General features: G+C 63.0%; 5 protein-coding genes. All 5 read right to left on the bottom strand.

The window, feature by feature from the left end:
- Positions 1–102: 102 nt before the first annotated feature.
- The gene (locus AAAX35_RS05505) at positions 103–2,088 is read right to left on the bottom strand and encodes a hypothetical protein (RefSeq protein ID WP_349116980.1); all 1,986 of its coding nucleotides are present in this window, start codon (positions 2,086–2,088) and stop codon (positions 103–105) included.
- 117 nt (positions 2,089–2,205) lie between these two features.
- Complete coding sequence (locus tag AAAX35_RS05500) at positions 2,206–2,568, bottom strand: desulfoferrodoxin family protein (protein ID WP_055285739.1); 363 nt, start codon at positions 2,566–2,568, stop codon at positions 2,206–2,208.
- A 165-nt stretch (positions 2,569–2,733) separates the two neighbouring features.
- Positions 2,734–6,198 carry an SNF2-related protein gene (locus tag AAAX35_RS05495; RefSeq protein ID WP_349116979.1) on the bottom strand — a complete coding sequence of 1,155 codons (3,465 nt, stop codon included), beginning with the start codon at positions 6,196–6,198 and terminating at the stop codon, positions 2,734–2,736.
- Between the two features lie 38 nt (positions 6,199–6,236).
- Positions 6,237–10,040 (bottom strand): DNA polymerase III subunit alpha, encoded by a 3,804-nt coding sequence (gene dnaE, locus AAAX35_RS05490; RefSeq protein WP_118377276.1) that lies wholly within the window; start codon positions 10,038–10,040, stop codon positions 6,237–6,239.
- 176 nt (positions 10,041–10,216) lie between these two features.
- Entirely contained in the window at positions 10,217–13,849 is a 3,633-nt protein-coding gene (locus AAAX35_RS05485; RefSeq protein ID WP_349116978.1) for a UvrD-helicase domain-containing protein, read from the bottom strand.
- Between the last annotated feature and the right edge of the window lie 2 nt (positions 13,850–13,851).

The raw sequence follows: 13,851 nt of genomic DNA, 5'->3' as shown, positions 1-13,851 counted from the left end.
AAGGCCCCGCGCATCATTCACGAACGTCTGTTCTAGAATAACACAACGGGGCCAAGATGCTTAGTTGAAGTGTCAGGGTTGGAAGCGAATCCTATCCCATAGTTAATTTTGCGAGAAAAAGGGGAACTGCCTCGGATCAACCGGCGGATGCGGCATCGGGCCGCCCTGGGGACCACCTTGCGAGCCGCCCTGACCGCCCATCATCTTATCGATGGCGTCCTGAACCTCGCCCTCGAACTTCTTCATTCCCTCGTGCAAACGACGCTGACCGTCCTCGGAGCGCAGCTCCTCCATCTGCTCGGGCGAAATACCCAGTAGCTCACCCAGCACGCCCATCATCTCGTTTCGCATGCGCTCGCTCGTATCCTCGTCGGCAAAACGGCGTACCTCGGCGCGCGCCAGCGAATCGACCGACATACGTTCCTTGCCATTAAGCCCCAGGTCGGACCATGCGAGCATGTACGGCCAAGAGCGCTCGGCAAACGAGCGGGACGAGACGATCGGTGCCGTCGGCAGCATGCGGCGGGCAGCCTCACCCTGTCGAACGAGCATCAGCAGCAGCGAGCAGGCCTCAGGTTTGCCAGTGGCCATCGGGATGTCGTCGAAAGATCGATTGCGGTCCACGTGCGCCTCGAGCGCGCCATCAACCTCACCCGGCTCAAGCCCGCCGAGCAGCTGTGCCGTGCGGTCGAGCATATCGACCGGACCGTCGAGCGTCGAGAGCGCTTGCGCCAGCACGCGCTCCATACAATCTTCCACCGCGTTGAGCGTCACGAGCTCTTGGGGCACCACGGCAGACGTGCGATTGCGCATACGCGCCACAAACTCAAGCGTCGACAGGTACACATCGCCAAAGGGCGCGTAATCGCCCTGGTAGCCGCCGCAAAGCGCCGGCGCCGCCAGCGCGTACTCGGTTTTGGACAGCGGGCTCAGCGCCATCGCACCCAGCTCGAGCGCTGTGTCCTCCAGCATGAGGCCCAGCGTGCGCGAACGCAGGCGCTCGGCATCGCCCGCCGACACGTCGCGATCGAGCACACGCGCCGCATCCGGTGCATCGCGCTCGACGGTGCGAATGTGCAAACGCTCGGCAATGGCGCGGACGGCGGCACAGCGGGCAGCCTCGGCCTCTTCCTGCGCTGGCGTAAAGATACGGTTCCGCCCCAGCACCAGGCCAATCACATTGCGCGGGCCCAGAGCGTCGACGGCCAGCGCCGCCAGCAAAGACGACGGCAAGTCACCCTCGAGTGCCACAACAGCACGCGACGCACCGCGGGCCCGGGCGTTGTCGCGCACGGCGAGCACCAGCGCCTGCCACAGCCACTCCTCGGAACGAAACTCGGGCAGCTCGTGATCTTCCAGGGCATCGAGCATCACGCCGCGCTGAATCTCCTGAACCAGCAGGCTCTCCTCAAAACACGGCGCCTGGGCCACCACGCGACCGCAGTCGTCGAGCACAAACGAACCGCCGGTATACACCGACTCGTCATAGGCGCCGACCGGCGCCATGCAGGCAAACCACACGCTGCGCTTGGATGCGATCTTGCGGTAGGCGCCGCTGCGAACGGCGGCAATGGCGGCAGTCTCACGGTCGGTCATGTCAAACGCGTTGAATTGGAAATACGCAATGAGGTCAACACCGGTCGGCAACATCTCGAGTTCGCGGTCCAAGTCAAAAATCACGGCGATGCGCACGCCGTCCACGTCGAACACCGGCGGCGCCCAACGCGTGTCGTTGTTCTCGCCACGCTGCAGGGCAATGCTCGAACGCGCCGGCACCACATGACCGTCCTTGAGCATCATGTAGTCGAGCAGCGGCTGGCCCTCAAACGAAACCGCCGCGGGCACGATGCAGATCATGTCAAGCTCTTGGATACGCTCGGCGACACCGGTCAAGCCGGCAAGCATGTCGTGCTCAAAGTCGGCAGCGCCCACCAGGCCACCGGGCATGGCGCCCATAAAGAGCGGAGCCGGAACGCACAGCACGCGCGCCCCGCGCTCGTGGGCCAGACGAGCCTGGTCCTCGATGCGGCCGCAAATGCCCTCAATATCACCCAGGCGCATATCGATCTGTGCAAGCGCGAGCTTCATGGCCCAGCCCTTTCCGTCGTAAACCATCGAAATCGTAGTAAAAGCGCCGGCCGCATAATGCAGCCGGCGCTTGCATGTGCATATGCTAGCTATGATACCCCGAGCAGGGGCGCGCTCCTAGAACGTCGCGGACCACAGCCCGTGCAGGTTGCAGTAGGCATAGACGGTACCGGTCTTGGAGCCGCCCGCGAAAAACGTCGCGGGTTTCATGCCGGGCTCAAGGTAATGAACCTCTAAGCGGCCCTCGGCCTCAAGCGCAATCCACTCAATGTAGTGTTCGGGCAGGCTGGGGTGCTCGACCGAGCCAACGCGTGCACGAATCACGTGACCATCGCGCTCGGTCTCGACAACAGGCACGTGCTTCTCGTGCGCCGCGTCCTCAGTGTTTGCGGTCAGTTCCGTGCAACCGGCAGGGGTCGCAACGTCGTCGCCAAGGGCAGCGATGAGCTTGCCGTCGGGGTCCTTAAAGAATTTCGCCATGATGTTCTCCTTTGCTGATATGCCAATGTTCTTGATGGTTCTTATGCCCAAAGGCAGACAAACCATCCACGGCATTGCAAATGAACACATAACGGATCAGGCAAGCGGTCGGACCAAAATGCGTCGACCGTCCTGCCCACTCCAGCAGTCCCACCCCGCGCGCGGCTAGCGCCCGTCGCCGCCGAGCAGCGCCAGAACATCCTCGCGCGTGAACAGTGCCGACGAGATGCCGTCGCCGCCGAGCACGCTGTTGACCAGGTCGCGCTTGGACTCCTGCATCTGCATAATGCGCTCCTCGATCGTGTCCTTGGCGATGAGCTTGTACACGGTCACGGTATGTTGCTGGCCAATACGGTGTGCACGATCAGTTGCTTGGTCCTGCGCCGCCACGTTCCACCACGGGTCGTAGTGGATGACCACGTCGGCAGCCGTCAAGTTAAGGCCCACGCCGCCCGCCTTGAGCGAAATCAAAAAGACCGGAACCTCGCCCGCTTGGAACTGCGCGACCATCTTGGCGCGGCTCTCCTTAGACGAAGCGCCCGTGAGCTTAAGGAAGGCGATGTCCTCCTTGGCCAGGCGCTTACCGATAATATCGAGCATACCCGTAAACTGGCTGAACAACAGGATGCGATGTCCGCCGTCGAGTGCGCCGTGCACGAGCTCCATGCACGTATCGAGTTTGGCGCTCCCCGCCTTGTAATCCTCGTAGTGCAGACGCGGGTCGCAGCAGATCTGGCGCAGCTTGGTGAGCTCGGCGAGCACCTTGAGCTTGTCCTTCTTAAACTCGGATGCCTCGCGATGCTGCACCTGTTGGGCGATGCGGTCCTGGTTGGCCAGGTAGAGTTTGCGCTGCTCGCCGGTGAGCTGCGCCATGACCGTATCCTCGATCTTCTCGGGCAGGTCGGCCACCACGTCTTCCTTGACACGGCGCAACACAAACGGCGACACGAGCGCTTGCAGGCGAGCGGCACTGTCGCCCTCGGCATGCTCGACCGGGCTTTCGAAGCGCTTGGCAAACGACTCGCGCGTGCCGAGCAGGCCCGGCATTAAAAAGTCGAAGATGCTCCAGAGCTCGGATAGGCGGTTTTCGATGGGCGTGCCCGTCAGGGCAAAGCGCACGCCGGCAGGCAGACGCTTTGCGGCGCGCGCCACCTGGGTGAGCGGGTTTTTAATGTACTGGGCCTCATCGAGCACCACGCGGGCAAAGTCCCGCTCGGCATACTCGTCGATATCGCGGCGCATGAGGTCATACGACGTCACGACCACGTTATGCTCGTCGGCGCCTGCTATCTGCACGCGGCGTTGAGCCTTGGCGCCCACGATGGCGCACACATCCAGCGAGGGCGCAAAGCGCTCCAGCTCGGCAGTCCAGTTGTACACGAGTGAGGCCGGGCATACCACGAGCGTGGGCTTGTTGTCCCCCGCCTCCACGCGCACCAGGATATGCGCGATCATCTGGAGCGTTTTGCCCAGGCCCATATCGTCGGCCAAGATACCGCCGAGGCCCAGATGCTCAAGCGAGCCGAGCCACTGGTAGCCGTCGACCTGGTAGCCACGCAGCGTGGCCTTGAGCGAGGCGGGTACCGTAAAGTCCATCTTGCCGAGCGTGTCCAGGCGCTCGACGGTACGGCGGAACGCAGCGTCGCGATCGGCCTCGAGCGCGGGCGTGCGCGCGAGCATGCTATCGACGAACAGGGTGCTCGATGCGGAAAGCGACACGCCGTCGATCAGGTCGACGGCATCGACGCCCAGGTCCTTGGCGAGGCCAAACGCGGCTCGAGCGCCCTCGTCCAGGCGAATGATGTCGCCGGACGTAAGGCGCGCAAACGTTTGATGGCGCTTGTAGGAGTCGAGGTAGATGGCAAGATCTGCCGCCGAAAGACCGCTCGCGCCCAGTTCAACATCGAGCAGGTTGCTCTTGACGGTGGCACGCACCGAAAGCTTGGGCGCAGGGCGCACCGAGATCTGGCGTAGGTGGTCGCTGAGCATGACCTCGCCCAGCTCGGACAGGGCAGACAGGCCCTCGGTCAGCAAGCAGAACAGGCTCTCGTCGTCGCGCTCCTCAAACGCCAGGCCGCCCTCGTAAAAGTCGAAATACAGGGCCGCCGTGTCCATAACGCGAAACTCTGCTATCTCGTCGCGCGGCGGCACGCCCGGGCGTTGTTCTTCGAAGGGGCTTCCCGGAGCACCCAGGCTAAAGAGATCTGCCGACCAGTCGCCGTAGGAAACCGTAATCTTGCAGGTCACGAGCCCGTCGTCGACACCGATTGCCATGGCAAAGCTCGGCTCGGGCGCCACGGTGTCGAGCACGGCGGGCGCGGTAAGGTCGGTGTAGTCGCGCAAAATGGGCAGCGCCATACGACAGAACTCCCCCACCTGGTCGACAGCGATATGGATCGGCGTGCGACAGGGCAGTAAGCGCGATAGGAACGGCGCCGCATGCTGGGCAAACGCTACATCGGCGCGGCGCGCACGGCGGGTGTCGACCAGATAGGCAACGTCGCCCGAAGCAAAGCAGTATGCATCGGCCGGCAGGCGTAGATCGTAGCTGCCGCCAGCCGCCGGCGCGATTTTGGCGGCAAGGAGCGGTGGGCGCTTAGACAGAGCCTCGTCCTCCCCTTCCGGAGGCATCTCAACCGCCACGTCATAGGCGCGATGCGTCGTCGTCCCCCGCGACCAGGCGGGCTCAAAGGAGATGGTCTGGCCACGCAGCAGGTCCAGCACATATACGATGCTATGCTCGGACAGCGGCAACTGACGCTCGGCGACAAAACCGCTGCGGGCAAAGTCGTACGACGCCGAACGCGAGCTTGTGATGTCATCGAGATAGGCAACTGTCGTCACAACAAGGTTGAGCAGCTTTGTCGACACGTCCTCGAAGGCTTCGGGCGTATGGACAAACGTGAGCTTCTTGCCGTACGAGAAGGTGCCGCCTCGGACATAGGCGTCGGCCATGCCGTCGATATCCTTGACCACGTAGGAGACCGATCCACAACGAATGCGAAGCTCGAGCGCCCAACTAAAGCGGTCGGCAAACAGTGGATTGTAGTACGGCACCAACGAGGGCTCCAACACCGCCTTGGGGGCATCGGGATCCACACTGCCAGCGAGCTTGCGGCGCATGCTCGCCAGCTCATCCATGCGTGCGTCCGAAAGATCGGAGAGCGCCGCCATGAGGCTGGGACTCGTGGGGACGGGCGCCGGAAAGGGAAAGTTGGGATTGACGGCCGGCGCTTTGAGCGCGGTGCGCGCGGGCTGTTTCGGCTGCGCCGTAAACGTGCGGACCGGTGTGCGCAAACCCTCGACGGGCTCGGCGCCACTGGCATCCAGATACGCCAGCGCCGTGGCGATGGCGTGCTTGCACATGCCGGAATAGCGGAAGGCAGCGGGGCAATCGCAGTCGTAGTCGATAACCTCGTGCTCGTCCATGTCGAGCGCCACGTGCGTCTTGTACAGGTCGCCGCGCGAGCCGCGCACCGAACCCTCGATGTTCACGTTTTTGGAGAAGCGCGAGCCGGAGTCCTCAAACGACAGCACGGCGCCGTTGAGCATGAGCGAACGCCCCTTCATAAAGGTGCTGCCAAGCGCCGCCTCCTTACGAAGCGCCTGCACAAACGTCCCCTGCGCCATCACTTCCTCCAATCTCGCGCGGACCAGCAAGGTCGCTCTTAGATCACCGTCACTCTGCCTTGGTTACCAACGATGGCCTTTGCCTCTGCCAGCAGCGGAATCGAGCGTGCGTTGACCTTGGCCGGAACCTCGGCACGCAGCACACGCCCGTCCACCTGCTCGATAAAGATCTCCACGCGGTCGCCGCCCGGGTTGGCGGTAAGCACCGTGGCAAGACGCGCCATATTGCCCTGGCTAAAGCGGCTGTTGGGCACCATGACCTCAAACACCTTGGGCTTGTTGTTCTCCTCGTTAAGCTCCAGCGGCACGATCTCCTGCGCGATGATCTGATCGCCGCGGTCCGAGCGCTCGAGCTTGCCCTTAATGCGCACAAACGCATCGGACAGCTGCGCGCCGGTCTCGGGATCGACCTCGCCGTACAGGTACCCCTCGGCCTCCTTGTAGGTCTTGGGGAACACCACGACCGTGGCCTCGCCTTCCATGTCCTCGAGCTGCACAATACCCATGGGGTCGCCGTTTTTGGTCACGCGCTTGGACACGCTCGAGACCATGCCGGCCCACCACAGCGCCTTGCCCTCGGGAATCTCCTGGTTGATGGTACCGCCCGTGGGGTTTTGCACCTCGTAGCCGGTATCGATCTGCGAGAACGAGAAGTCGCGCGCCTTGGCTAGCGCATACTCAAACGGGCGCAGTGGGTGGTCCGAGACATAGATGCCCAGAACCTCCTTCTCCTGGCTCAGCTTAAGGTGACGGTCCCACTCCTGGCCATCCGGATCGGGCACGCTCACCTCAAAGCCCGAGCCCTCAACATCACCAAACATATCGAAGAACGACGTCTGGCCGCTCGCGCGATCTTTCTGGCGCTTTACCGCGGCATCGATGATGTTCTCGGGGTTGTTCTTATCCACAAAGTGCATCATCTGGCGACGCGGATACCCCGTGGAGTCGAAGGCGCCTGCCTTGATGAGCGATTCGATCACGCGACGGTTGGCCTGGCTCGAGTCCACGCGCTCGACAAAGTCGTGCAGCGTCTTAAACGGACCGCCCGCCTCGCGCTCGGCGATAATCGCCTGCGCCACGCCGGTGCCCACGCCGCGGATGCCAGCCAAACCAAAGCGCACGCCTTCCTTGGTAGCCGTGAACTCGGTACCGGACTCGTTGACATCTGGCGAAAGCACGGGGATGCCGTCGTGACGGCACGCCGAGACGTAATGCACGATCTTGTCGGTCTTGCCCGTATAGGACGTCAGAACGGCCGCCATGTACTCGTGCGGATAATGCGCCTTGAGCCACGCCGTCTGCATAACCAGGATGGCGTAGCCGGCGGAGTGCGACTTGTTAAAGGCGTAGGACGCGAACTCGAGAACATCGTCCCAAATCTTCTGGGCGACCTCGCGCGTGTAGTTGTTCTTGATGGCGCCGTTCATCCAGTGGTCGTAGGTGGTCTCGTCCGAGCCATCCTCCCAGTGGAGCACCGTTGACGTGAGCAGTTTGATCTTCTTTTTAGCCACGGGCTTACGGATACGCGAGTCCGATTCGCCCTTGGAGAAGCCGCACATCTCGACGGAGATGAGCATAACCTGCTCCTGGTAGACCATGGTGCCGTAGGTTTCGCCCAGGATGTCGTCCAGGCGGTCGTCGTAGGAGACCGCCGGCTCCTTACCATTCATACGGTTGATGTAGGACGAGACCATGCCGGCGCCCAACGGGCCCGGGCGGTACAGGGCGATCAATGCTACGACGTGTTTGTACTCGGTGGGCTTCATGTTCTTGATCGTGGCCGTCATGCCGGCGGACTCGACCTGGAAGACGCCGGCGGTGTGGCCGGAGCCCATGAGCTTAAAGATCTCGGGATCGTCAAAGGGGATCTCTTCCTCTTTGATGTCGATGCCGAAGTTCTTTTTGATGTTGGCCTTGGCCTTGGAGATAACCGTCAGCGTGCGCAGGCCCAGGAAGTCCATCTTGAGCAGGCCCATGTCGGCGACGGTATGGCCCTCGTACTGGGTAATCTCGACGCCGCCCTTGGTATCGAGCTTGGTGGGCACGTGCTCGTTGACGGGGTCACGGCAGATCAAAACGGCGCACGCGTGCACGCCCTCGCCACGAGTGAGGCCCTCGATCGAGAGCGCCGTGTCGATGATGCGGCGAGCGTCGTCGTCCTTTTTATAGGCCTCGGCAAAATCGGGGTTAAACAGATCCTCTTTGCCGGGTTGCTTTTCGAGCACCTGCTTGAGCTTGACCTTGGGGTCGCTCGAGACCATCTTGGACAGGCGCTGGCCCATGTAGACCGGATAGTCCAGCACGCGCGCGGCGTCGTTGATGGCCTGCTTGGCCTTAATGGTCGAGTAGGTGATGACGTGGGTGACCTTCTCGGGGCCGTAGAGCTGGCGAACGTGCTCCACGACCTCGAGGCGCCGCTCATCGTCGAAGTCCATATCGATATCGGGCATCTCGGTACGCTGCGGGGACAGGAACCTCTCGAACATCAGGCCGTTCTCGAGCGGGTCGAACGCGGTGATGTTCATGGCGTAGGCGACGATAGCGCCGGCGGCCGAGCCACGGCCGGGGCCGACGCCGATGCCGTTGTCCTTGGCCCATTGCACGTACTCGGCAACGATCAAAAAGTAGGCGGCAAAGCCCTTGTCGCAGATGACCTTGTATTCGTACTCAAAGCGTTCTTTGATGTTGACGCCACCGATCTCGCGTGTGGCCCAGTCGTCACCATAGTGCTGGCGCAGACCTTTCTCGCACTCGCGGCGGAACTGGCTCTCATGCGTCTCGCCGGGATCGAGCAACGGGAAGCGCGGCAGGATGATGGAGTCCCAGTCCAGCTCAACGTAGCACTTGTCGGCGATCTCGAGCGTGTTGTCGCAGGCCTCGGGGCAATACGGGAACATCGCCCGCATCTCCTCCTCGGTCTTCATGTAAAACTCCGAGCCGGTCATGCGCATGCGGTTGGGGTCGTCGACCTTGGCGTTCATGCCAATACACATGATGACGTCCTGCACGGGCGCATCCTCGCGGCGCAGGTAGTGGAAGTCGTTGGTGGCGATGACCTTGACGCCCACCTGCTTGGCGATATCGATGAGCGTGCGGTCCATCTGCTCGTCAGTCAGGCCGTTGTCGGTGGTGATGCCGTGTTCCTGGATCTCGATGTAGAAGTCGCCGGGCTCGAAGGTATCACGGAAGGTCTCGGCCCACTTGATGGCGCCTTCCATGTCGCCGCGGTCGATGTATTTGGGGATGATGCCCGCGATACAGGCGCTCGTGCAGATCATGCCCTTGGCATGGCGGCGCAGGTTGTCGAGCGTCACGCGCGGCTTGTAGTAAAAGCCCTGCACGGCGGCCTCGGAGACCGTCTGCATCAGGTTGACGTAGCCTTCCTGGTCTTTGGCCAGGAGGATCATATGGTAGAGCTCGGGCTTGTGGTCGCGGGCAAGGGTCTCGTCCGGCGTAAAGTAGACCTCGCAGCCAAAGATGGGCTTGATGACCAGGGGCGGCTTGAGCTCGTCGATGTTGCCCTTCTCGTCCCACATGGCCATGTCTTTGACGTACTGGGCATGCTCACGCGGGTTTGCCTCGGGGTCGGGCTCCACCAGCTCGTCGCGGCGGTCCTTTTCCAAGAAGGCCTTGTCGTGGCTCCAGGTTTTGTACTCGGGCGTGTTGTGGTTGACGGCGTCGCAGGCCAGCGCCAGATCGGGCACGCCATACATGTAGCCGTGGTCGGTAATGGCCACGGCGGGCATGCCCAGCTCAACGGCACGGTTGACCATATCCTGGATACGGGTTGCGCCGTCGAGCATGGAAAAGACAGTGTGGTTGTGCAGATGGACGAATGCCATGTGATGAGCTCCGATGCGGGTTCGTGTTCTGACTGAACGATTTTACCCCACGGCACGGACAGCACCCGAACCTAGCCAAACCAACACGGCTCCTCTTGCAGTTGCGGTGAAATGCGGACTGTTTGGCGGCTTTTTTGGCCAAAACAGTCCGCATTCCACCGCAAGTTATCTGAGGGCTAGAGATTGTAGATGACTACTTGAGGTTCGGCGGGTTCGACGAAGATGGCTGGATTCGCCTGCTCCACGCGAACGAACTTGACCGTCACCGTCTCAAAGCCCGCCTTGTGCAACACGTCGGCGTAGACGCGCGCCTGCAGGGCGTGCTTCTCGAGCAGCTGGTCCGGCGTCTCATCCGGCGTGCCACCCGTCTTGTAATCGATGACCAGTGCGCGTGACGGATCGGCCGGGTCGGTCGCCAAAGCGTCGATGGCGCCTTCGGCATATGCACCGTAGCGGGCGATGTCCTCGTCCTCGCAGCCCAGCGAGAAGAACGGCACCTCGGCGCGAACGCACGGCCACGCGAACAGCTCGGCACGAACCGACGACTTGAGCCAGCGCTCCAGAGCGACATCGAAGCGCTCGCGCTGTTCTGGCGTCAGGTGCCACAGGCGAGCCAGGGCGTCGGCACGCTCAGCGGGCAGCGCATCGGCACCCATCTCGATAAGCCACTGGCAGGCGGCGTGGAAGGCCGAGCCCAGCGCCATGGGATTGCCGGCGGGCTCGACAGCGGCCACGTCTGCGTCCGTCATCTCGGAACCATCCGACTCCGCATCATCGCCGGCCTCGTCCATGGGAACACGAGCCTCGGCGGCACGGTCTTCCGTCTCGGCATGGAGTGCCGCGGCGATTGACGAGTAGCTATACGAGTCACGCATCGGATACGGACAGATGCCCATGCGCACGTCCACTGCCTGGGGATACACAAGCTCGAACGAATCGGGCTTGGGGTCGACAGGACCGGGGACGATTGTACTGGCCAAATCGTCGGCAGCATCCGTATCGGCATCGCCACGAACAAGCCTGCCCTCGGCATCCAGCGAAGCGTTGGCCTCAAACGTCTGCTCGCCAAAGGTAAAGCCCGCGAGCGAAATGAGCTCGTAGTCGCCCAGCTGGGAGTTGTCGAACACCAAGCGGTCGGCATCGAGCTGCGGCATATCCAGAGCATCGGTCGGCAAAATACGGCGCAGCACATCGTAGGTCAGATCGGTCTCGACATCAAAGGTCGGCGCCGTCACCTTGCCGCGGCTCACGCCGGCATCCATCGCCAGAATGACCAGCTCACGCGCTCGCGTCATGGCGACATAGAGCAGACGAGCCCGCTCCTCGAGCGAAAGCTGCAGGTCGTCGTTGCGCAGGCGAGCAAATGCCTCGGCGGGAGAACCCGTCGCACAGACGTCCTCCATGAGCTCCGGCGGCAGCCACAGCGACGTGCCCTTGCCCTTAAACGCATGCTCAAACTGCTTTTTGACGTCATCGCCCTTCACAAAGGTCCCATCGGCAAGCTTAACGCCATCAAAACGAGCTGGCAGTGCCACGACCTGCGCTCCGCCCTCGACACGCCCCATCTGAGCCGCACCGGACGGCTTGCGCACGCCAAAACACTCGGCAACCGCTACGACCGGATACTCCAGACCCTTGGACGCATGCACGGTCATGATGCGCACCGCGCCGTCGCCCTCCTCGTTGAGGGCACCCGGGGCCTCCTTGCCCGCCAAGAAGCGGTCGAAGGCCAGCGCGATGGAACGCGGCGAGTTGCCGAACTCGGCCTCCTCCTCGGCCACGGCGTCGAGCGCCTTGAGCACGTTGGCGGCGATGGCCTTGCCCTCGGGGCCGCGCTGCGCCAGGCGCACGAACCAGCCGGAGGCATTGACCGCGTCGCGCGCGATGGCGGCGAACGAATCACGCCCCACGCGACGCAGTGCGTAGCGCAGCACCTCGCGGGCACGCGTCACAAGCGGCAAGCCCTGCAAGCCCGGCACATCGGAATCGCTCATGATGCCCATGTCGATATTCCGGCGCGAGGTCTCCCCCGTCTCGCCATCGAGCTTGGTCGCCAGCGCCAGGAACTCCTGGGCGCCGAGCGCAAACATCGGCGAGGCGAGCAGCGGCATAAGGCCCTGCGCCGTATCGGCCGGATTGGCGAGCGCGCAGACCAGGGCACGCACCGTCTGCACCTCGGCTGCCTGGGCAAAGACCGAGCCGCCTGCGATCACGCAGTCGAGCCCCTGATCGCGGAAGGCCTGGGCGTAGACGTCGGCGTTGGTCATGCGGCCCAGCAGCAGTACCATGCCGCCCTGGGGCTGGCCCGCTTTGACGAGCGCTTGGAACCGCTCCGCAATCGCACGAGCTTTCGCCTGCGTTCGCTCCTGGGTGCTGCCACCGGCAACGAACAGCGCCTGGCGGCGCGAAGCCTTCGCCTTGAGCTTGTCCTCGCGTTTGTCGCTCGGTTCAAGATCCAAGAACCCCTGCATCAAACCACCGGTGTTGCCGTCAAAGACGCGTGCTACGTAGCGCAGCACCTCGTCGTGGCTGCGGAAGTTGCGCACGAGTTTGACGAGCTCGCCAGCGGGGGCATCGGATGCGACAGCCGTCTCGGGCGCAGCAGAGGAGCCCACCTTGCGCTCCTGGCGGCGAAACACCTCGACCTCGGCGCCACGGAAGCGATAGATGGACTGCTGTGCATCGCCCACGGTGCACAGCGCGCGCTCCCCCGCACCCGTCAGGTAGCGTATCAGATCGACCTGCATCTGGTCGGTATCCTGAAACTCATCGATCATGACCATCTTAAAGCGGCCCTCGTACGCAGCACGGATGGCAGGGTAATCGCGCAACGCCTCGTAAGCCATACGCAGCAGGTCGTTATTATCGAGAGCGGACTGGGCAGCCTTCAGCGCGCGATACTCAGCCTCCACGGAACGGGCCAGGCCCACCAGCGCATCGAGCGCCGGGCCACCGCAGGCAAGCACGATATTGATAAACGCATCGGCGGCCTCGGCCTTGAGCAGCTCGACCTGCTCCTTAGGGAATGCCTTGCTCGCGCGCGGCATGGTGCACGACATCATGAGTCGCGCTGCATCGGCCATGGTCTTGCCGCTCGCCTCGAACGCGTCAATGGCGTCGAGTGCCATCTGCGCCTTCTCGGTCGCGGCCTTGCTTGCGCCCAGCGCCGCGCGATAGGCATCGGCGAGTGCCGAGGTATCGGCCTGGCCGCGCGCCACGCACACGTCGTCCATACCGCCCGGCAACTGGCTCGACAGCTCCAGCAGGTCGCGCACCAGGCCCTTGATGGTCGTGCCGGTGCCAAAGGAACCGCCCTCGCCCGCCATGGGATACCAGGCATAGAGGGCCTTGAGCGATGCCGCGAGCTCGGGGGCGGCATCGGGCGCCGTCGCGCGGGCCAGCACATGCTCAACAGCCTGGTCCATAAGCTCGTCGGTATCGGTGAGCACCGTGAACTCGGGGTCGATGCCCAGCTCCAGCGCATGCGCGCGCAGGATACGCGAGCACATGCCGTGAATGGTCGAAATCCACGCGTCGTCGACGGTCAGTGCTTCCTCGTCCATGCCCTCGTCGATAAGCGCACGGCGCACGCGGTCGCGAATCTCGGCCGCGGCATCTTTGGTAAAGGTAATGGCGAGCACCTGGTCCAGATGCTCAACGAACGGACCGGATTCGGGCGAGAGCGCATAGACGACGCGACGCGTGAGGGTAAAGGTCTTGCCCGAACCGGCGCCCGCCGAGACAAACAGCGGACGGTCGAGCGTCTTGACGATCTGCAGCTGTTGCGGCATCAAGGTCGAAAGATCCATGG

This window comes from Collinsella sp. CLA-ER-H11 (assembly GCF_040092445.1).
Lineage (GTDB): Bacteria > Actinomycetota > Coriobacteriia > Coriobacteriales > Coriobacteriaceae > Collinsella.
This window is presented reverse-complemented; position numbering and strand designations above follow the sequence as displayed.